Raw genomic sequence first — 22572 nt, forward strand, 5'->3', positions numbered from 1 at the left:
TTATGATTGTTATTTTTAATACATGGCACACTTACCGCTTTTCTTTCTCCTCCCGGACTGCAATGTTTTTCATGTCAACTGTCGTAAAATATATGTCTGAATGGATTATTTTTAATCGTTTCGGAGTAGAATGTATTTTATTTTAACGGTATGATTGATAAAGAAAATTATTTATCTTTTCATTAAAGGGGATGTTTTGTTATGAACTTGCTCAAAGGAAACACATCGCGCTACGCGTTTTTGTTGTCCTGCGCCGTGCTGACATGGCTGACCGCGCCGCCGGCAGTACACGCCGCTACCGTATCCACAAAGGATGTCTATGTAAAAGCCACGGCGGCGGAAGAAGAAGCGAAATTTGAATCACAACAAAAAACGATCATTACCAAAAAAGACATTGAAAAAAAACAGGCCAAATCGGCGGAAGATATTGTCTTTCAGGAAACCGGCGTAACCCGTACGGTCGACAGCATGGGTAATGTGGGCGTTTCCATTCGCGGTGCCGAACCGCGGCATACTCTCATTCTCGTGGACGGACAGGAAGCCTTGGGAGGCTTGGCCAAATACAGCGGTGCCGGCGACGAATTACAACGTATCGGCACGGAAAACGTGGATCACATTGAAATCATCCAAGGTGCGGCGAGTGCCAAATACGGTTCCGGCGCCATGGGCGGGGTCATCAACGTCATTACGACCAAACCTACGAAAAAAGCCGGTCTGAAATTTAATGTAGAAGGGCGCCGCGATCGCGATACGGCCCAATCCACGCCGGGCACCAACGCCTATCTCCGGGCCGACTCGGGAAAAATCGGCAAAATCAGCTTTGCCCTTTACGGCAATAAGCGGGATCTCCTGCCCATTTACTCCAACCGCATACGCCGGGAAGTATTGGCCACCCAAGAAGAAGCGGACGCCAATGCCTATGAAAAAAACTCCCTCCGTTTTTACGGCACCAATGCCAATGCCGGCATATCCGCTCATTATGATATAGATGCTAATCATACGTTGGATACACGGGCGGATCACTATCAGGAGTCGCTCGAACGTTTCATCAAACGAACCACTTCCTACTTGGAACCGCAAGTACATTATAAGCGTGATCTGAAACGAAATACGGGGAATATTGCCTATACCGGAAAAAATGATACCAGTGATTGGAAAGTAGAATTTAACTATACTCGTACGAAAGAAACCGATATTACCTTAACCAGTGATTACGGCAAAAGCACCTACGAAGGAAAAAACACCTTGGATGCGGTCGATGAAGTCAATCACGGTGAATGGAAGGGCGAATTTACCATGAATCGCCAAGTCAACGACAAGCATCTTCTGTCCTACGGCTTCGGCTATGCCCATGAAGACGGCGAAGGCAGCCGTGTAAAAATGGCGCCTGAAACCTACCTTCGTTCCATCAACCCGTATGACTACGATAAAAGTTTGTATGTACATCATGGCGAAGCGTCTTCTAAAATACATAAGCATAATTTAAAAATTGATAAAAACGGTTCTCTCATCTGGGATAAAGAATCCGAATATTATGGATATCACGGGGAAGAACAGCCCCCTTATGATGAAAGCTACAAACCCGAAATGACCGCCAAAGAGGAGCGGAATATGGGAGTGCCGGACAATTGGGGGGAGCCCATCGGCAATGCGGCGGAAACCAAACAAATGCTCGCCCAAAATCCCGATCGCTATAAAGCCTATTCCTTTGTAGATACTACCAAACCGTGGGGCTATGATACGGAACGTAAGTTTTTACCCCAGTTTACCTATGAAGAATGGAAACAATACTTAGATCCCTCTTTTGCCGGTAAAGGTTCCTCTTCTCATCTGACACTCACCGGCGGTGACGGTACAAATACGGATAAAGAACGGCGTTCTTTATTTTCCCGCAATCCCGACGCCTACTATCGGTACAAAGCCTTTAATGAAACGCTAAAAAATCTGGAAACAGCACGCCAAGCCTATAATAAATATATTATAGACACGGAATTCGGCGGCAACGAAAAAAAATACGAAACATATATCCTCAATTATGTCAAAAAACATAATGCATTTCCTGAAAATTATAAGCCCACTATGAAAGATTATGGGACAACCTACGGGAATGCTAAAGATCTCACCGATAATTACGGCACAAATGATCTGAAAGATTATTACGCCCTCTTGTACTACGGCACGACGTGGAACTTCCCTTCGGCATTCATGAAGGCCAACGGTAAAATTTTCCGGGAAGAATATAATCAAAATCAAAATAAACAACTCGTCGGCAAAGCGGCACTCAATAAAGCGCACGTCTTCCTGCAAGATACGTGGCAACTCAATGAAAATACCATTTTATACCCCATTATCCGTTTGGATCACACGAACCTTTTCGGCAATAATGTATCCTTTACTATGGGCGTGACCCATACTCTCGGCGGTAATGTGCATCGTCGCTTTAAAGCCAATGTCGGCACCTCCTACACGGCTCCCGGGTTGGGCGAATTATACTATTGTTGGGAAATGTTCGGGCCGCATGTGTTAAAAGCCAATCCCGACGGCAGCGGTACGGCTCGTCTCGGTTGGTATTGGCAGGGAAATCCCGACTTAAAACCGGAAAAAGGCTTTAATGTGGATGTTTCCATTGAAGGAGAAAATGCGAAAACCTACACGAAACTGACCCTGTTCCACAACAAGATTGATAATTATTTAACCCTCTATAATACGGGCAAATTAATCGATTTTAATCCCGAAGCGGATGAATCGACCATTCTCGGTATTTTCAAATATTTCCATGCACCCGATCGTATTTACAGTTTCAAAAACATCGGTCGTGCCGAAATTACCGGTGCCGAACTGGAAATCAAACATCAATTTAACACTTCCCTCAAAGGTCGTATCGGCTATACCTGGCTTCATGCCATTAACACCAGCGATCCTACCATGCCTCGTCAATTATTAGATAAACCCAAACATAAAATCAATATAGGCTTGGATTATGAAAATAAAAAAACCGGTTGGAGCGGCAGTATCTGGGGAGAATACTATATTAACATGCTCGACAGCAATTCCGTGGCGGGCAATAAAAATACGCTAACGACGGAACGCATAAAAAATCCCAAACAAACCGGGGATTCTCTTTTTGATAAAGCTAAACTGCATTATGACATTCTCGACAAAAAAACCGTCGACATGTATCAACGGAAAACCTACGGCATATGGAATATTATGATCCAAAAGAAAATAAATAAAGATTCCCTCGTCTACTTCGGTATTGACAACCTCTTTAACCATCGTGACGATGACCGTGCCTTTTCCGCTCGCACCTTCCGTTTCGGCGCCAACTTCAAACTGGACTTAAGTGCGAAGCAAAAATTGGAAGATTTCATACCGAAAGAATTAAAAGGAAAGATTTCTCCCTTACTGCTCGCCGGATTTTTAGATCGTCCGTTTGATGCCGGTCAAACGACTGCTATCCGCATCTTCGGCGACTATCGTGCCCGTATGGACAGCCACCTCGGGGAAAACCGTCCTGCCGTACGCGTTACCGAATCCAGTTCCATTGACGACGGCGCCGTAAAAGCCCTGCAAAATAAAGCGGACCACGGTTTCTCTCAGCGGATACGCTTAGGTCTCCACGCAAAAGTAGCTGCCCATACGCACCTGACACTTGTCGGCAGTGCTGCCGCAGTAAAAGAAACGGATACGGCCCAAACCGCCGTCGATAACCGCAGTATCAACAAAGTACGGATTGAAAAAGCCGATATTACCCGCCATACGGCTGCTTGGGATGTATCCCTCGGACGGCTGAACGAAAAAATGGGCATCACCGGGTACTGGTTTAATCAATCTTTCGACGGTGCCCGCCTACTATACACCGACAAAAATTCGCAATTCCGTGTCGGGTTCGGCGACTTTTCCCACAGTACGGGAGTCACGGACTCCGCCTATACGCATGCCGAATACGATGTATTTTACCGTACACCGACAGTTAACGAATTAATGGGTGTGCACTATGAGGGCGGACAGCTTAAACTTACAGAGTCTAAAGAAACCTATGGGAACAAACTCAATTACTATCGGCAACTTGCCAACATACGAGATGCGGAAGCTTCTTCCTTAAACCAATTAAAAGCCGAAAAACAACAGGCCGAGGACTCAGCCAATGAGTGGTATAAAAAATACAGTGAACGTGCCGATAAAATAGGTTTAAACAACGCTGGCAAGGATCCGGAATGTATAGACTACGATGCAAAAATGAATAAAGAGTTAGCCAAAGCAGAAGAACTGAAGACAAAAATAGAGCAGGCTGAAAAAGAATTATATCCGCATGATTTATCGACCCGGCTCGAAGTAGTACAACGCTTGCAATCCTTGGCTAAAAAAACCTACAGCAAAGAATTGCATACTAAAAAATATTTTATAGAAACTCCTGAATTAACGGCATCGTATACCCATAAGACCCATGATGAGGATACGGGCCAAGACTATGATGATATGGAAAACTTTACCGTTCCGGGCTATGCTAAGCCGAATAACACAGCCCCCGAAGATGTCGCCATGAGAAAGAAGTATGAAGTGTCTTTAGATGAAACACGCATGCTCACGGACGGAAAAGCCTACTTACAAGAATGGTATCAAGCCCACAAAACGCAGCTCCTTACGTACTATAACAGCAAGATAAAGGAACTCGCTGAAAGTAAGGCCGCGGACAATAATCATACTAACATAACAATAAAGCAACTGACGGAAAAAGATCTCGATGACATGCATTATGTCGATAAATTATACGAAGAAAATTTCACAAAAACAGCCTCCTATAATAGCCTTTTTGACGGAGAGCACTCTTCTGTCATTGCCAATTACTTTAAAGGTATTCAGGCTGCCCTTACCGAAGGGGACGGAAACAGTACGCTGCCTCGGGAAGCATTTGAAAAAGAAATAGGTCGCCCCATATTGACCAAGGGAAATCTGCTGCGCCGCGATACGATTGCTCCGATTAAGCGGGCTATATTCTTCCAATATCGTCGTAAAGCGACCAATCGTCTCGGCCTTACGGCATGGTTTTTCCGCTCTGTCGGCAATCAAGAACAGCAATACAAAATTGCCGACTATGATCTCAAAGACTATGACAAAATGGGGCATAAAATTGTCGATAATCGCAACGATACCCATGTGTTCCGCAAAGCGGTCAATGTCTTTGCTATCGGGGCGAAGTATCAAGTAACCTCCCTCTCCTCTATTTCCTTCGATTTCGGAATAAACCGCTCCGAGTTGGGGCGGTATCTCAACGGGAACACCAAGAGTGAACAATATATCGATCCGAGTATTTCCGATCCGAACAGCTCCGTTTATACGTCCCGGTTCCTCATGAACGGTCGAACCTTGGGCAAGAATCCCAAATTCTTCGATATTCGTTTTGACTTCGGTCGCCACGATTACCGTCTGCCGGGCTCCTGGAGCGCCTTCGGCGACTACAAGTATTTTGAACACGGCGCCTTCTTCGGCGGCAACGGTACGGAAGGCTTGCCGGATCGCTATTTGGACGGCGTCAAGAGCTTCACGCTCGGCGGTGCCTATGTACCGAGAAAGAATATGCTCTTAGAAGCTTACTATACGTTTGATGCCCAAAGTACGGGCAAGCGGGATACGTTATACGGGCCGGAACAATTCAAACTCGGCAATTACACCCGCCTGCAACTTACGTATAAATTCTGATTCCGCTTTCTCTCTATTCTCTACAACATACAAAAAGAACCGCCCCATGCGCAACCGCATGGGGCGGTTCTTTTGCAGAAATTATAAACTCACCGTTTCCAAATCCTGTAACGCCTGCCGAGTGAGAAAATATTGTCGCACTACTTCTTTATCTTGTTGCATTTGCGTAATCAACGCTGCCACCGTAGGAAACTGTTTTTCTTCCCGTATACGCCGCAAAAAAGACACCGTAATATCTTGGCCGTATATATCCTCGTGCCAATCCAAAATATGAGTTTCCACCCGTCGATACTGGCGGGTAAACGTCGGATTGGCACCTACATTGGTCATCGCCGGCAACCATTGCCCCTGCCGACTCACTTCCGTAATATACACGCCGTCTGCCGGTACGGCCATATGCGGGGCTAAATGAAGATTGGCCGTAGGAAAGCCGATGGTACGCCCGCGCCGATCGCCGTCCGCCACCGTCCCGGTCATGGCAAACGGACGCCCCAACAATCTTCCGGCTTCTTCCACGTTGCCGCAGGCAATCAACTGCCGTATTTTTGTACTGCTAATCGGTTCGAGGCCTTGCGGATCCGGCACCAGGGGCAGCACCTGTACCGGCGTACGATGCTTCTTCATATACGCCGCCAAGGTTTCCGTATTGCCGCCGGCACCGGCGCCATACGTAAAATTTTCTCCTACGACGATCGCCGCGGGACAGAACGTTTCCTGCAACTGCCGACAAAATGCGGTCGGCGTTTCCGCCATAAGTTCTTTCGTCATCGGCAGCAGCACCAACACATCAACGCCCACATCGGCAATATATTGAATTTTTTGTGCCGTAGTCGCCAATCGCAGCGGTTCCTTTTCGGGGTGCAACACCGACAGCGGATGGGCGGAAAAGGTGACCACCGCCGCTTTCCTGTGCAGTTTTTTCGCTTCCGCCATAGCCGCCCGCATGACGGCGCGATGGCCCATATGCACACCGTCAAAGGTGCCCAACGCCACTACGGCGGCGTGACATCCGGTAATTTCCTGAAAGGAATGAAATACTTCCATATACTAACCTCAACTATTCTTCCATAAACATTTTATGGGGTCGCAAACGATGATGTTTTTTATCAAAATGAACAATGCCGATCAACTGCCGGTCTTCTCCGTACGCGCGTAAAACCGTCTCCTCCACTGCCCGGGTTTCCGGCACGGGAACCGCACGACCGCAACGCAGGTCCCGGCATTGTGCGGCCGATAAATACACCGGCGGCAAATGGCCGATCGCCCGATCGGCCGGTAAGACATAGTGTTCCGGCGCTGTCGCCAAGGCTTCCAATGTAACGGCATCTTCAATATGAAACATTCCGGCGCGTACGCGCACTAAATAGGACATACAGGCACACGTGCCCAACGCTTCGCCTATATCGCGGATTAACGAACGAATATAGGTGCCCTTGGAACACGTAACGGCAAGCAGGCCCCGTCCCCCTTCATACGCCAGTAAGCGAATCGCATGAATGGTCACCTGTCGTTCGGGCATGACCACCGGCACTTGTTTTCGGGCCAACGTATAGGCCTTGACGCCGCCAATAGTAATTGCCGAATACACGGACGGGCGTTGGCGGATGGTCCCGGAAAAAGCGGGCAGGACCGCCGCCACGTCCGCAAAGGTCAACGGCGGCAGCGGCCGCGTTTCTATGACCGTGCCCGTAATATCTTCCGTATCCGTCGCCAGTCCCAAAATAAATTCACCGTGATAGGTTTTGCAATCACTGTCGCCGTATTCAATTAAGCGGGTGGCATTTCCCAAATACACGGGCAATACGCCGGCCGCCAACGGGTCCAAGGTCCCGGCATGCCCCACTTTTTTGATGCCGTAAAGATGCCGCAAACACCCTACCACATCATGGCTGGTCATACCCGTCGGTTTAATAACATTTACAATTCCTCGCATCATAAGGCGTTAATAATTTCCTTTATTAATTTTTCTTTTGTCTCTTGCAACGATCCCGACACGGTAGCGCCGGCGGCCCGTATATGCCCGCCGCCGCCGAAAACGGCGGCAATCGCATTGACATCCGTGTGTTTGGAACGCAGGCTGAGCCGCGTTTCCGTCGCCGTCACATAGCGAACCGTAAAGGCCACGTCTACGCCCTTAATAATGCGGGCATAGTCGATATAACTCCCCGTGTGATCCCCCGTAAGGGCCAATAATTCCGGCGTAAAGACAATCCCCGCCATACGGCCGTCCGCAAAGCGTTCGATATGTCGCAGCACCTCCGACAGGACGGTCAGGTCCGCAAAATCGCGGGCTTCCAGCGATTCCGAGATCCGGGCGGGACGCGCGCCGGCGGCTACCGCCGCGGCGGCCATGCGCAACGTATGCGCCGTCGTATTGCCGAATTTGAAAAAGCCGCAATCCGTAGCAATGGCCGTATATAAAGCATCCGCCATTTCCGGCGTAATCGACACGGACCACTGTAAAAAAAGCTCGGTCAGCACTTCTCCCGCCGCGGCATACGCAGGCAATACATATTCCCAATCGGCAAAATGACGATTGGAAATATGATGGTCAATGTTCAGGACCTTGCCTTTAATTAACGCCGCCGTACGCCCGATACGCGCCGTATCCGTCGCATCTAAAATGACCGTCAGCCACGACGCGTCGGTCTGCACCTCCTGCGGTTTCCGAATCTGCGCCGCCGCCGGCAAATACTTATATTTTTCTTCTATTTCGTCATCAATCACAAGAACCGGGTGTTTGCCCCATTGACAAAGACAACCGTACAAGGCCAGCACACTGCCGACGGCATCGCCGTCGGGGCTGACATGTGCCGTCAGCAGAATATGGTCATAGGTTTGTAAAATTTTTTTTATATCCTGCGGATGTATTTGCATACGTTACTCCTTTTTTTCCACATCCCGAAGCAGGCGATCAATTTTCATGCCGTAATCCAGCGATGTATCTTCCGCAAAGGTAATCGACGGTGCATAGCGAATTCCCAACCGCTTGCCCACAGCCGTCCGGAAATATCCCGCCGACTGCCGCAATACCTGTAACGTTGCCCGTTTTTCTTCGGGACTGCCGTACAGACTGACATACACCGTAGCTTCCCGCAAATCCCCGGTAATTTTGGCATCCGTGACCGTCACAAAACCGACCCGCGGATCTTTTATTTCCCGCAACAACATGGCCGATACTTCCTGTTTTATAAATTCCTGAATTTTTCGTACACGTACTTCCCCCATAGGGTATTCCTCCCTTATTCCGGAGCAATTTCCACCATTTCGTAGGCCTCTATTTCATCGCCTTCTTTAATATCCCGATATTTATCCAACGTAACACCGCATTCATAGCCTTCCGCCACTTCTTTGACATCATCTTTAAACCGGCGAAGACTGTCGATTTCCCCTTCATACACGACAATACCGTTGCGAATCAGGCGAACTTTGGCGGTTTTGGTAAGTTTTCCTTCTTTTACATACGAACCGCCGACAATAACTTTCGGAGTGGAAATAACTTTCCGCACTTCGGCACGGCCGATTACTTTTTCTTCATACTTCTTTTCCAACATGCCTTTAATCGCCGCTTCCACGTCGTTTATGGCATCATAAATCACGCGATACATACGCATATCCACATTTTCATGTTCCGCCGCCTTGCGGGCCGCCGCATCGGGGCGCACATTAAAACCGATAACCAGGGCATTGGAAGCGGAAGCCAGCATAATGTCCGATTCCGAAATAGCGCCGACGCCGGCATGTACAATGGCAATCCGCACTTCTTCACTCTTAATGCCCAATAACGATTGCCGCAACGCTTCCACCGAGCCTTGCACATCCCCTTTAATAATAATCGGCAATTCTTTCAACTCGCCCTGCTGAATTTGACTGAACAAATCATCCAACGTCACCTTGGCATTGGCACGCAAAGCCGACGACCGTTTCTTTTCCAGCCGCTTTTCCGCCACGGAACGAGCCGTTTTTTCATCGGTCACATCCAAAATATCGCCGGCTTCCGGCACATCGTTTAAGCCCAGAATCTCTACCGGAATGGACGGTGCCGCCTTCTTCATCCGTTCGCCCCGTTCATTGGTCATGGCCCGCACTTTGCCGAAACAAGGGCCGACAATAATCGTATCGCCGACATGTAACGTGCCCTTTTGTACCAATACGGAAGCCACCGGGCCGCGGCCCTTATCCAACTTCGCTTCAATAACCACCCCTTGCGCCGGCCGATCGGGATTGGCTTTTAATTCGGACACTTCCGCCAGGACCAAAATGTTTTCCAACAATTCGTCCAAGCCGATTTTTTTATGCGCCGACACCGGCACCATAATCGTGTCGCCGCCCCACGCTTCGCCGACCAGTCCGTATTCCGTCAATTGTTGCATGACATATTCCGGATTTGCGCCTTCTTTATCAATCTTATTGATGGCCACAATAATCGGCACGCCTGCCGACTTGGCATGGTTAATGGATTCGACGGTCTGCGGCATCACGCCGTCATCGGCGGCCACCACCAGGACGGCAATATCCGTGACTTGCGCGCCGCGCGCCCGCATGGCCGTAAAAGCTTCGTGCCCCGGCGTATCCATAAAGACAATTTTTTTGCCGTTATAGCTGACCTGATACGCCCCGATATGTTGGGTAATCCCGCCGGCTTCATGACTCGTAACATTGGTTTGCCGAATGGCATCCAACAGACTGGTTTTACCGTGGTCGACATGGCCCATGATCGTCACCACCGGCGGCCGCACTTTCAACGTTTCCGGCGCGTCCACAATTTCTTCAATTTCCGTCGGATCCGCCGGCGCCTCTTCCGGCGTCACCGTAACCCCGAATTCATCGGCAATTAACGCGGCCGTATCAAAGTCGATTTCCTGATTAATCGTCGCCATAATACCGCCGAGCAATAATTTTTTGATGACTTCGCCCACTTCCCGGCCTAACCGTTCGGCAAACTCTTTCACAATAATCGTTTCCGGAACGGACACTTCCGTAGGATACGTTTTCTTCTTCGTTGCCGGCGCGTTTCCTTCTACAGGATGCGCATTTTTGGAGGCATGCCGATTCTTATGCTTACCTTTTCCCAAAACATTGGACAACAACGTATGCGGACGGGCATTGCCGTTGCGATTATTTTTCCCGTTTTGATTGCCGCCTTGCCCGCGCTTTTTCCTGCCGTCGTTTTTCTGCGCGCCTTCCCCCCGGGAATGGCCGAAAAACTTGGTCCGTTTGCCTTCGCCCTGCTTCCCTTGCGGGGATGCCGTTTCGGCCTGCTTCCGCTGCGCCGTCTCCGCCTGCTGTTTTCCCTGTTGCCGATTGGCTCCGTTATGCTGTTCCCGGTGCTTTTGTTCGCCACTCCGTTGCGGTGATCCCGGTTTGCCGTCGCCGCTTGCCGCCTTGGCGGACATCGTCCCCGTATGCGGTTTCTTTTTTATGGGTTGTACCGTTTCTTGTTTATGTTGACTCGCCTTCACGTGATGACCGGTTCCTTCCGTCTCTATTTTTCCTGCTTTTTTTTTCGCTTGTCCTGTAGGTGAAAAATTTTTAGTAAGGATCGCTTCCATATGGGCATCTACACCGGAAAAATTAGTCGCCTTAATATTATGTTGCTTTAATACATCCAGCACTTTTTTTACCGGTACATTGTAGTCCTTAGCCGCTTCATATACTCGTTTGCTCATCTGCTTACCCCCTTTATACCATCGCTTGCCGCTCTTTCCGCATCGCCCGTGCCAAACCCGCATCCGTCACGCCGATGACTACATGATACTTGTTGCCTGCCGCTCGTCCCAATTCTTCTTTCGTATATATGTCAATAATCGTAATATTTTTTTGTGCACACCAATGCCGATACTTTTCCCTATTATCCTTGCCGCTGTCCGACGCCAAAAATAAAAGCGGCACCTTGCTCTTTTGCACATATGCGGACACGGCGAAATCGCCGCACAACACTTTTCTTGCCCGATAGGCGATGCCCAACAGGTTTAAAATCTTTTCCCGTCCCGTCATAGCAACGCATGCCGCAATTTTTCATAAATTTCCGCCGCTACGTCCGTCTTCAGAGAACGTTCCAACCGATGTTCTTTATAGGCCTTTTCCAGGCACGACAACCGGCGACACAAGTACACGCCCCGCCCGGCTTTTCTCCCCGTGTCGTCTATGACCACTTCGCCTTCGGGCGTACGAACAACCCGGATCATTTCTTTTTTACTTTTTGTTCCTGACAGCCGGCACATACCCGGAGCGGTAACTTTCTCGGTTTCATAAAAAACCTCCTATTCCGTATCTCCTGCGGGGGAAACGGGCACGGATAATTCACTTAAAATATCCGGTTCCCCCTCATTGTCCTTGCTATTCCCGTCTTTCGCCTGACTTTCACTCTTAATATCGATTTTCCAATTCGTCAATTTTGCCGCCAACCGTGCATTCTGCCCGGCCTTGCCGATGGCCAACGAAAGCTGATAATCCGGAACAATCACGGCGGACATTTTATTTTCTTCGTCAATGGTGACGGAAACCACTTGCGCCGGACTCAACGCATTGGCAATATATACTGCCGGATCTTCATCCCACTTGACAATATCAATTTTTTCATTCTGCAATTCGGTGACAATATTTTGTACGCGTACGCCTTTCGGTCCTACACAGGCGCCTACACAATCGACATTCGTATCCCGGGAAAATACGGCAATTTTGGAACGCCGTCCCGGTTCCCGCGCTACCGACTTCAATTCCACCACGCCGTCATAAATTTCCGGCACTTCCAGTTCAAACAGCCGTTTCAACAATCCCGGATGCGTGCGGGACACTAAAATTTGCGCGCCCTTGGTCGTTTTTCGCACTTCCACGACATAACATTTCAGGCGCTGCCCGACATAATACTGTTCCTCCGCAATTTGTTCCGACACCGGTAACACCGCTTCCGCCTTCCCTAAATCGACATACACGATTTTATTTTCAATGCGTTGTACCAACCCGGTAATAATATCGTCCGTGCGATTATAAAACTCGTCATACACAATGCTGCGTTCCGCTTCCCGCAAACGCTGAATCATCACCTGTTTGGCCGCCTGCGCCGCAATACGGCCGAAATTATGAGGCGTCACATCCACCTTCACCATGTCGCCGATTTCATACGCGGCATTCTGTTTTCTCGCCTCGGCCAAGACAATTTCTTCATTTTCATTCGTCACTTCGGCAACCACCGTCTTCGCCGCGACAATCCGATAGTCGCCGGTTTCACGATTGAGTTCCACATCCGCCATAGGATTCGCTTCCGGTTCTTTTTTGTATGCCGTTATTAATACAGCTTCCAGCGAATCGCAAATCACATCGGGAGAAACTCCTTTTTCTTTCGATAAAAACGCGATGGCGTTCAGCAATTCTTTATTCACGTGTACAACCTCCATTAAAAATCAATATGCAACCGAACTTGCGCGATTTGTGTATAATCCAGCGGCGTTTCCGTGCCGTTTATACGCACCACCAGACATGGCCCGTCTTTTTTTACCAATTCGCCTACCCAATCTTTTTTGCCTTCCCGGGGAGCAAAAAAATGAATGTCCACCGTTCTGCCGGCATACCGGAGAAAATCTTTATCTTTTTTCAAAATCCGATCCAATCCCGGCGAGGACGCTTCCAATAAATAATTATCCCGAATCGGGTCTTCCCGATCCAACACTTTGCTCAATTTTTCACTAACTTGCTGACAGTCTTCCAAATCGACGCCGCCTTCTTTGTCGATGAAAACCCGCAAATACCAATCTTTTTCCCGTACATATTCCACATCCACCAACTCCAGCGACGTGGAAGCCAACAGCTGTTCCGCCTTTTCCGTGACCCATGTTTCAATCTGTTCCCGTTTCATTTGCCCCATCTTACATCTCCCATACACCGTGTAAAAGATAAGAGTGGGTACACCCCACTCTCCGATCCCGGCAATCGCCGCCATTTATATCACATCCGTTGTCTTTGTCGTACGTATTGCCGCCCGTTTTTCTTCCACCTCCCGCCGTATCCGTGTCAATACGGGCAGTAGCCGTGTTTGCAGCGCGTCCTGCAAATCCGCCACCGAAGTACTGTCAAAATCATGTACCGAATGGGGAAAATTATATACCCGCTGCTCCGCAAAAAAATCATCGCGCAATACATTATACATCAGCGACAAGCCGCTCTCGGTGGCCGCCTCATAATAGGAAAGAATCATATACGACCCGTTCACAATCCGCACCGCTTCGCACGGCTGCAAATAGCGTATAAATCCTTCATACGTGGACGGCAAAAAACTGTCCCACCGTACCTCCGGCAAGCCTTTTTCCTTGACAATTGCCGTAAAATTATGTTCGCAATGCACATAATAATCCGTCATGATCCGCACCAACCGGGTTGCCACCAAGTGTCGGAACCGCTCCCAATCGTCCGTAATAAAATCAATTAAGGCAAATTCCAGCATACCCAAATCCGTGCGCACGGAAAATTCCGCCGCCGACGGCGTGTATACGGCCCGTACGGACCACGGCTTCGCCGCCAACCGATAGCGAAAAAGACAAAACTCCTCTTCATCGCCCTCCCGGTATACGGTCTGAAATTCTGCCGATAATTGAAAAGCTCCCACGGAGGGTGGGAGAACAGAAGTGATATTCCATTGTTTGAGGGTTTCAATCAATGTCTTATCCATAATTAGTAATGGTGCGGTTGGTGGGATTTGAACCCACACGATCAAAGATCACTGCCGCCTGAAGACAGCGCGTCTGCCGTTCCGCCACAACCGCAAAAAAAAATAAAAAACTAAAAATCGTACAACGCTTTGTACTGCTGCTCATTCAGCAATACCATTTTAACATATTCCCGCGTTTCTGAAAAGGGAATTTCCTCAATTTTTGAAAAATCTTTCGGCCAACCGTATGTTTCCCGCCATCCGTCCACCGTACCTCTCCCGGCATTATACGCAGCCAGGGCCAACACGGTATTGCCTTGATATACCTTCAGTAAGTACGCCAAATACCAGGTACCCATACGAATGTTCGTCCGTACATCGGCCAGCTGCGCCGGCGTAAAGTCCCGCCATTTCATTTTTTCGGCAATCCAGGTCCCCGTTTCCGGCATAATCTGCATTAAGCCTTGCGCGCCCCGATGCGAAGCGGCCGTTTCATTAAACTTACTTTCCGCCAAAATAACGGCCGCCACCAACGCCGGATCCACGCCGTCGGCATGCGCGTATTGCCGCACCATATAATCATACTGCAGAGGATATACGAATTGCCGCATCAAATCCTTTTTCCACGTCTGAAAATACGTCAGGCACAGACAAAGAATAAGCACGGCAATGCCTATTTTGATCCCTGCACCGCTTCCTGTTGTTCTGCTCAAACCGACCTCCCGAACATTGCCGTGCGCGCTTGCAGCAGCCGCCACTGCGCGACGACTTGACGCGCCGTAGCCGCCAACGTTCCCGTATTATCGATCACGACTCGAGCCGCCTTTTTTTTATCGTCAATCGGCAACTGGGCGTGAATTCTGGCTTCCGCCGTATGCCGATCGTAGCCGTTGCGCGCCATCAGCCGCCGCAACTGTATATCCGGCGTCACATACACCAGCCATACTTCATCGACATACTTTTGATATTCTACCTCAAATAAAAGCGGCATGTCAAGAACCGCCACCGCCGCGCCGCGTGCTTCCCACTGCCGTACGGCGACGGCAATCGCCTCATATATATAAGGAAATAAAATACGTTCCAATTGTTGCTTTTTCGCCGCCTCGGCAAACACCGCTTTCCCCAGCTTCTCCCGCCGTAACGCGCCCGTTTCGTCCACATACTCGTTGCCGAAAACGGCCGCCACCCGGGCGAGCCCGGGCGAGCCCGGCGCTACCGCTTCCCGCGCCAACACATCACAGTCGATAATGGCGGCCCCGTACGTGCGAAGCATCTTGACTACCGTACTTTTCCCCGTGGCGATACCGCCGGTCAACCCGATTTTATACATGTTGCGTTCGTCTCCTTTTGCGCTGACAATGCGGACAATACCGCGTGCCGCGACCGCTCACCTTCGTATATACCAGCCGGGTGCCGCAATGCGGACACGGCATGCCTTCGCGACCGTACACTTGTAAAAACGATTGATTCGTACCTTCCCGACCGTTGCTGTCGACAAAATCCCGAATCGTCGTGCCGCCGTGCGCCAACCCTTGCGCCAGCACCCGGCCGATCGCCGCATGCAGCTTGCCGACTTCCGTCCGGCTAATCGTCGCGGCCTGCCGATCGGGGCGGATATGCGCGGCAAACAGCGCTTCATCGACATAAATATTGCCCAGTCCCGCCACCACGTGCTGATCCAACAGCAGCGCTTTAATCATCCGCTTTTTTCCCGCCAGACACTGCCGCAAATACGCCGCCGTAAACGCTTCGCCCGCCGCATCCGGTCCCAGCGTATCATACCCGGGCACGCCGGTAGGACCGGTTTTCGGCACCAGCCAAAAGCCGCCGAACGTCCGCACATCTTCATATACCAACAGGCCTTTCTGTAAGTGCAGCCGCAACCGCGCCCGCGGTTCTTCCTGCAACGCCGGCCGATACAATAATTTTCCCGTCATTCGCAAATGCACCAACACAGCCTGTTCCCCGGAAAGCAAAAATTGCAAATACTTGCCGCGGCGAACGAGCCCTTCAATCCGCTTCCCGACCACCCGGTTCCGAAACCCGGGAACCGTAGTATTTTTCAATACGTTCGGCGCGTTCACTTCGACCTGCACAATACGTTTTCCCACCACATACGGGGCCAAGTGCGTGCGAACGGTTTCCACTTCCGGCAATTCCGGCATCGTGCGTCACCTACTTTGCTTCTTCCCAATTTTTACCGTAATGCAGATCCGCAATTAACGGCACCGACAGCGTAACCGCTTCTTCCATGGTCCGTTTCAGCAGCGTTTTTACAAGCTCCAATTCATCCGCCGGCACTTCCAGCACCAATTCATCATGCACCTGTACCAACAAACGACTCCGTAATTGCCGCTGTTCCAACTCCCGTTGCACGGCGTTCATGGCCAATTTGATAATATCCGCGGCACTGCCCTGAATGGGCGTATTCATGGCCATGCGTTCCGCTAACGAGCGACGCGTAAAATTCTTGCTGTTAATATCCGTAAGCGTCCGCATGCGCCCGAACATGGTGCGCGTAATGCCGGTTTCCTTCGCCTGCCGCACCAATTCTTCCATATAGCCGTGAATCGTGCTGTACCGTGCAAAATACAATTCAATATATTGTTTGGCCTGCGCGCGGCTAATGCCGATATTGCGCGCCAACCCGAAATCGCTGATACCGTAAATAATGCCGAAATTAACCGCTTTGGCATGCGACCGCTCTTCCGGAGTCACCTGTTCCCAGGGAATATGAAACACTTCCGACGCCGTGCGCCGATGAATATCCTGATTTTTTTTAAACCCGTCGATCATCGTCGGATCTTGTGATAAATGAGCCAATAACCGCAATTCAATCTGCGAATAGTCGCCGGAAAGAATATAATCATACCCTTTTCCCGGCACGAATAAGGAGCGAATTTTTTTCCCCTGTTCCGTGCGAATGGGAATATTCTGCAAATTGGGATCGGAACTGCTCAGGCGCCCGGTGGCCGTCACGGTCTGATGAAACGAAGTGTACACCCTGCCGGTAGCCGGCACGATCAACGGTTCCAACCCGTCCAAATACGTGGAAATCAACTTTTTCAAAGCGCGAAACCGCACAATTTTCTCCACCGCCGGATGGGTATCCCGCAACGACTCCAACACTTCCGCATCGGTAGAATAGCCGGTTTTCGTCTTTTTACGGACCGGCAGGTGCAGTACGTCAAATAACATATGCCCCAACTGTTTGGGAGAATTAATATTGAACGCGGCGCCGGCCGCTTCATAAATTTCTTTTTCCAGCGCCGCCGCTTGTGCCGTCAACGCCGTTTTCATAGCTTGCAACCGCGCCGTGTCCACCGTAAAGCCGTTCGTTTCCATCACGCTCAACGTATACAGCAGCGGCGCTTCTATCCGTTCATACAGATCCGTCAGGCCGAATTGTTGTAATGCGGCTTCTTCTTTTTCCCACACTTGCGCCGCAAACAGCGCCTCGTCACACACCGAAGCGGCCGCGCCTTCCGGCAGCGGCACCTCGAACCGGGTCGCTAAATACGACAACGCGTACGACGTACGCGTCGGGTCCAACAAGTACGCCCCCAGAACCACATCCGCCGGAAAGGGTGCGGGGCGCTTCCCCGTCCGCAACACTTTATACAGCCGTTTGCCGTCGGCAGTAATAATCTGCGCGGCCTGCGGCAACCGTTCCAAATACGCGGGAATATGGGTCGCCGAAAGATGCACGACCTGCCCGTCTACGGCCACCGCCATATCCCGGATTTGCGGTACCGGCACCTGCTCATCATACACGGCCGCTACCGCCACCCGGGCGCCGACCAGCGCGGCCGGGGGAATGTCATCGGTCCCCGCTTCCCGAAGCACGGGGGCGACGGCCGCCGCCGGCGCGCACGGTGCAAACCGGGCGAAGGCGGCAAACCGCGTCAACAACTGCCGAAATCCCAACTGCTGAAATAAGGCGCGCACTTCTTCTTCCCGCGGTTGCGGTAAAAAGGTTTCTTTCGTATACGTCAGCGGCACGTCGCAACAAATGGCGGCCAACTGTTTGGACAGCATGGCCGACTCCCGATACTGTTGCAATTTTTCCCGCAACTTCACGCCTTTCACTTCCGACAGTCGTGCATACACGCCGTCGACGCCGCCGAATTCCTGAATCAACTTTAACGCCGTTTTTTCCCCTACCCCGGGAACGCCGGGAATATTATCCGCCGTATCGCCCATGAGCGCCTTCATATCAATGACCTGCGCCGGCGTATACCCGTATTCCCGCGCCATCACTTCCGGCGTGACGGCCTGCATGTGCGTAATCCCCTTTTTCGTCAAATACACGGTAATCGCCCGATCCGCCAACTGCAGGGCATCCCGATCGCCCGTTACGACGGCGACCTCCAGGCCCGCCGCCTGACTTTGTCGGGCCACCGTCCCGAGAATATCGTCCCCTTCATACCCTTCTTTTTCCAACACGTGAATGCCCAAGCACTCCAGGACCTCCCGAATAAGAGCGAACTGCGGCCGCAATTCTTCCGGCGCCGGTTTTCTCGTCGCTTTATAGTCGGTGTACAACGTATGGCGAAAGGTATGCTTATCTTTATCGAACGCTACGGCTACATAGTGCGGATCCAATTCTTCATATAATTTCAACAGCATATTCAAAAAACCGTACACGGCATTCGTATACCGTCCCTGACTGTCGGTCAACGTGGGAATCGCATAAAACGCCCGATATAACAAACTGCTGCCGTCAATAATCACTAATTTTTCTTTCATTCGTCCCGCTCCTAACTGCGCCAATGGCGTACAACCGCTTTCAATATCGTATACAGGATGTAGAGCGCCAACAAGGCCGCCAAAAACGGAATCCCCTGCACAATCAGCCCCAAAATGCCGATAATGACGGCCGCCACACAAAACAAAATAAAGCCGAGCGCCAGTTTGGCACGCCACGAAAGACCGCGGGAATACAAATGAATCCCCGGTCCGGTCGCCGTTTGCTCATACGACGTGCGCCCCTTCTCTTCATGGACGGACCCGTCTTCATTGATCGTTTGTCCGCAAAAGCCGTCCCGTTCTTCCTGCGACATAATCTTGGCGTCGTGCAGATGATATTTTTCATGACACGCGCGACATAAGCCGTCCGTATATATGGCGTCGTGATTACAAAAACGACATTTCATCCGAATTCCTCCTTACCGGAAACCCCCATTACCTATTATCTGTATTATACCATGAAACGCCGGGACCCGTCACGGTCGGCTTTGTTCCCGTTCCGGCAACACGCCGGCGGCTATGCAAAAAAATACGGTTCGTTGCCGCTGCCGCAACGAACCGTATAAGGTCTATATGTGCAGGTACTGTCACCCTTATGCCTGCAACGCTTTTATCCGTTTTTCCAAAGCCGGCATGGCTTCAAACAAATCGCCTACAATGCCGAAATGGGCAAATTTAAAGATCGGCGCATCCGGATCTTTATTGACGGCTACAATAATCTTCGCGTCTTTAATGCCCAACTTATGCTGTAAAGCGCCGGAAATACCCAAGGCAATATAAATTTTGGGCGCTACCTTTTTCCCGGTAATCCCGATCTGCGAATCGTGAGAAATCCACCCGTCGTCCACCAACGGTTTGGTAACGCCGAAACCGGCGCCGATACGTTCCGCAAAGGCTTGCACCTGTTCCATGCCCGCTTTGTCGCCTACGCCCTTGCCGGCGCCGACAATAATTTCCGCATTTTCCAAAGACAGGGCCATCTTTTCCGGCGCCACCGCCGTAAATCCGGTACGCCGCCGCTTTCCGGTCACGCCGTCAAGCGAGAGCGGCGCCGTAATAATTTCTCCCTTCCGCGACGGATCCGACGCATTGTGAAGAAAAATGCCTTCCCCGACAGTGGCCAATTGGGGCCGGGTTTTCGTACGAATAGCGGCAAACACTTTGCCCGTATAGGCCGGACGAATCCACGTTACCGTATCATCGCCGTCTTTCATTTCGGCGCCCGTCACATCCGCCACCAATCCCAGTTGCAGCGCCGCCGATACGCGACCGCCTATATCGCGGCTGTCCTTCGTGGCGCCCAACAAAAATACGGACGGCGTATACGCGGCAATCACCTGCTGCACCGCCCGGGCATACAAAATAGAATCGAACCCGGCAAACTGCGGTCCTTCCGCCACTACCGCCGCATCGGCACCATAGCCGATCGCCTGTCCGGCCGCTTCCCGCACGTGTTCCCCGATAACCAACGCAATGACCGCTTTAGAACAGGATTGCGCCAATTCCCGCGCTTTTCCCAATAGTTCCACACTGAGTTTAGTCAGTGTTCCTTCTTCTACTTCCGTATAAACAAAAATACTCTGTTTTAATTCCATCGTAAGGCCTCCTTACATCAACTTTTCCGCAACCAAGTCGTCTATAAGATGATCTACCGCTACGGGTACCGTTTCTCCCTGTTCCATTTTACCGACCGCATGAGCTTCCGGCGCAAATAACGCCGTAACTGCGGTTGCCGAACCGGCCACGCCCACTTCGTCCGGAGTCAATCCCAACGTTTCCGTACGCCATACATCGAACACCGCTTTTTTGGCGGCCATCTTTCCTTTGATGCGCGGCTGCCGGGGCGCATTCGCTTTTTCCGTAACCGAACATACGGCCGGCAACGGCACTTCCACTTCTTCTATGCCGCCATGATTGGCCCGGGTCGCTTTCAGGACCTTGCCCTGCAACACGACCGAATCGGCATACGATACCAACGCCATGCCCAAATTTTCCGCCATAGCCGGAGGAATCTGCCCCGTATCGCCGTCGGTCGAACGATGGCCCGTAAAGATCAAATCGGCACCGCCCAATTTTTCTACAGCTTTGGACAAAATACGCGCCGTAACCACCGTATCGGAACCGGTCATGCGTTCATCCGAAATCAGGATCCCCCGATCCGCGCCGACAGCAATCCCTTCACGCAGGGCATCGCCCGCCGTCGCCGGCCCCATGGTCACTAACGTAACCGTCGCCTCGGGCTGTTCATCTTTTACGGCCAAGGCCGCTTCCACGGCGTTCCTGTCTACAGGATTCAACATGGACGGAGCCCCTGTACGCACCAAATTATTATCATCAGCATCTAACCGGATATCTGAAATCGCCGGTACTTGTTTTACTAAAACCACGATATTCATACTCCCGACCTCCTTTAATAGTTGACTATAAATATCTTCTTTATTATGTCACATTTTTATTTTTTTATCAACTATTCTTTTTTATTAGTAATGATTTTTATTTGAGGGCATACACCCTCTAAAATCGCCTCTTATTATACGTCGCCGGCCGTAAAAAATCCGGCTTTTTTTCCTTCCCCCCTGCCGCGTAGTTCCCCTGCACGCCGGACAAGCCGTACGGAGCCCCCGTCCGGCCCGGGTGCACACAAAAAAAAAGAAAGTTGCGTATACGCAACTTTCTTTCTATTCTCCTCAACCCTCCGGACCGTCTATAAGATTCCCCTTCTTATATGCGGTCCCGAAACACCTGCTTCACGCCTGCACCGCACAAGCGCCGCACGTATGCCGTGCTTCCAAAATACACTTCAACGCATTGGAACTGCTCGTATGCGAACGAACCACTTCCACATTCTTGCGTTGCGCTTCTTTTAACGCACACCGTACCATGCTGTGACTGACCGTGCTGGTAAACAACACGACCAAATCGGGCGACCCGATTTTGGATTTAAAATCACTCGGTACCTGTGTAAATACCTTCGCTTTATACGAATACTTTTTACAAATTGTCTTGTACTGGCAAACCATACAGTCATTACCGCCTACAATAACAACACTCATGTCCCTCTCCCCTTTTCTCTTCCTCTATATGAAATGTGCCGTTATTTGATTTTGAAACTCACATTCATTAACTTGATTACATTATAGAAGATGTTATAAACATTGTCAATGCTTTTTTAACAAATTCTCTAATATAAACCGTAATTTTACCGATTGTCATTCCGTCGGCATAGAAAAATCCTTTATTTTTACCGTTTTGTATACATGCAGGCGTAACGTTTGTGCTGAAAATAATTTCAATATATTTTGTTACTTTTGTCGTTAAAAAAAAACACACTCGTTATTCTCAACATCATCTGTCGTAAAAAAAACAGTACCCGCCTATTTTCCCCTATAGGCGGGTACCCTAAAAAAACGACAGTCCCCCGAACAACCGGCCGGCATCCCGTTACGCCGGGACCGAATCGGGGAAACCGGCACCCGAAT

The 22572-nt window shown here is 50.4% G+C and carries 19 protein-coding genes and 1 tRNA gene; 1 reads left to right on the forward strand and 19 read right to left on the reverse strand.

Annotated elements, in window-relative coordinates; translation table 11 throughout:
* Positions 1–201: 201 nt before the first annotated feature.
* Positions 202–5700, forward strand: coding sequence for a TonB-dependent receptor plug domain-containing protein (locus tag HMPREF1039_RS04255; RefSeq protein WP_007391151.1), 5499 nt, complete (start codon positions 202–204; stop codon positions 5698–5700).
* A gap of 81 nt (positions 5701–5781) precedes the next feature.
* On the opposite strand, the gene HMPREF1039_RS04260 is transcribed toward HMPREF1039_RS04255, so the two are convergent.
* The 19 genes from HMPREF1039_RS04260 to HMPREF1039_RS04355 form a co-directional block, all read right to left on the reverse strand.
* On the reverse strand, positions 5782–6744 hold the full coding sequence (locus HMPREF1039_RS04260; RefSeq protein ID WP_007391136.1) for a bifunctional riboflavin kinase/FAD synthetase: 963 nt from the start codon (positions 6742–6744) through the stop codon (positions 5782–5784).
* Positions 6745–6757: 13 nt separating this feature from the next.
* Positions 6758–7636, reverse strand: a complete 879-nt coding sequence (gene truB, locus HMPREF1039_RS04265) for a tRNA pseudouridine(55) synthase TruB (protein WP_007391142.1) — start codon at positions 7634–7636, stop codon at positions 6758–6760.
* Entirely contained in the window at positions 7633–8577 is a 945-nt protein-coding gene (locus HMPREF1039_RS04270) for a DHH family phosphoesterase (protein ID WP_007391204.1), read from the reverse strand. Before HMPREF1039_RS04270 ends, truB begins: the two co-directional genes overlap by 4 nt.
* 3 nt (positions 8578–8580) lie before the next feature.
* On the reverse strand, positions 8581–8928 hold the full coding sequence (rbfA, locus tag HMPREF1039_RS04275) for a 30S ribosome-binding factor RbfA (RefSeq protein ID WP_007391195.1): 348 nt from the start codon (positions 8926–8928) through the stop codon (positions 8581–8583).
* A gap of 14 nt (positions 8929–8942) precedes the next feature.
* A complete protein-coding gene (infB, locus tag HMPREF1039_RS04280) occupies positions 8943–11369 on the reverse strand; it encodes a translation initiation factor IF-2 (protein WP_007391128.1) in 2427 nt (808 codons plus the stop codon).
* A gap of 13 nt (positions 11370–11382) precedes the next feature.
* Entirely contained in the window at positions 11383–11697 is a 315-nt protein-coding gene (locus HMPREF1039_RS04285; RefSeq protein ID WP_007391121.1) for a L7Ae/L30e/S12e/Gadd45 family ribosomal protein, read from the reverse strand.
* Positions 11694–11888 carry an RNase P modulator RnpM gene (gene rnpM, locus HMPREF1039_RS04290; RefSeq protein ID WP_176603344.1) on the reverse strand — a complete coding sequence of 65 codons (195 nt, stop codon included), beginning with the start codon at positions 11886–11888 and terminating at the stop codon, positions 11694–11696. Before rnpM ends, HMPREF1039_RS04285 begins: the two co-directional genes overlap by 4 nt.
* A gap of 75 nt (positions 11889–11963) precedes the next feature.
* Entirely contained in the window at positions 11964–13082 is a 1119-nt protein-coding gene (gene nusA / locus HMPREF1039_RS04295; protein ID WP_007391175.1) for a transcription termination factor NusA, read from the reverse strand.
* Positions 13083–13096: 14 nt separating this feature from the next.
* Complete coding sequence (locus tag HMPREF1039_RS04300) at positions 13097–13555, reverse strand: ribosome maturation factor RimP (RefSeq protein WP_039891797.1); 459 nt, start codon at positions 13553–13555, stop codon at positions 13097–13099.
* Between the two features lie 84 nt (positions 13556–13639).
* The gene (locus HMPREF1039_RS04305; protein ID WP_232217216.1) at positions 13640–14365 is read right to left on the reverse strand and encodes a hypothetical protein; all 726 of its coding nucleotides are present in this window, start codon (positions 14363–14365) and stop codon (positions 13640–13642) included.
* A 9-nt stretch (positions 14366–14374) separates the two neighbouring features.
* Positions 14375–14459 (reverse strand) — tRNA-Leu (locus HMPREF1039_RS04310).
* Positions 14460–14475: 16 nt separating this feature from the next.
* On the reverse strand, positions 14476–15057 hold the full coding sequence (locus tag HMPREF1039_RS04315) for a lytic transglycosylase domain-containing protein (protein WP_007391149.1): 582 nt from the start codon (positions 15055–15057) through the stop codon (positions 14476–14478).
* Complete coding sequence (coaE, locus tag HMPREF1039_RS04320) at positions 15054–15674, reverse strand: dephospho-CoA kinase (RefSeq protein ID WP_007391119.1); 621 nt, start codon at positions 15672–15674, stop codon at positions 15054–15056. The genes HMPREF1039_RS04315 and coaE overlap by 4 nt, the downstream gene beginning before the upstream one ends.
* Positions 15667–16509 carry a bifunctional DNA-formamidopyrimidine glycosylase/DNA-(apurinic or apyrimidinic site) lyase gene (gene mutM, locus HMPREF1039_RS04325; RefSeq protein ID WP_007391135.1) on the reverse strand — a complete coding sequence of 281 codons (843 nt, stop codon included), beginning with the start codon at positions 16507–16509 and terminating at the stop codon, positions 15667–15669. The genes coaE and mutM overlap by 8 nt, the downstream gene beginning before the upstream one ends.
* Before the next feature lie 10 nt (positions 16510–16519).
* Entirely contained in the window at positions 16520–19093 is a 2574-nt protein-coding gene (polA, locus tag HMPREF1039_RS04330; protein WP_007391125.1) for a DNA polymerase I, read from the reverse strand.
* Between the two features lie 11 nt (positions 19094–19104).
* On the reverse strand, positions 19105–19500 hold the full coding sequence (locus HMPREF1039_RS04335) for a hypothetical protein (RefSeq protein WP_007391198.1): 396 nt from the start codon (positions 19498–19500) through the stop codon (positions 19105–19107).
* Between the two features lie 186 nt (positions 19501–19686).
* Entirely contained in the window at positions 19687–20688 is a 1002-nt protein-coding gene (locus HMPREF1039_RS04345) for an electron transfer flavoprotein subunit alpha/FixB family protein (protein WP_007391124.1), read from the reverse strand.
* A 12-nt stretch (positions 20689–20700) separates the two neighbouring features.
* Positions 20701–21489: an electron transfer flavoprotein subunit beta/FixA family protein gene (locus tag HMPREF1039_RS04350; protein WP_007391186.1), complete on the reverse strand. Its 789-nt coding sequence runs from the start codon at positions 21487–21489 to the stop codon at positions 20701–20703.
* Positions 21490–21840: 351 nt separating this feature from the next.
* Positions 21841–22146: a DUF2325 domain-containing protein gene (locus HMPREF1039_RS04355; protein WP_007391156.1), complete on the reverse strand. Its 306-nt coding sequence runs from the start codon at positions 22144–22146 to the stop codon at positions 21841–21843.
* Positions 22147–22572 lie beyond the last annotated feature (426 nt).

The organism is Megasphaera lornae, assembly GCF_000214495.1.
In the GTDB taxonomy this organism is placed as follows: Bacteria; Bacillota; Negativicutes; order Veillonellales; family Megasphaeraceae; genus Megasphaera; species Megasphaera lornae.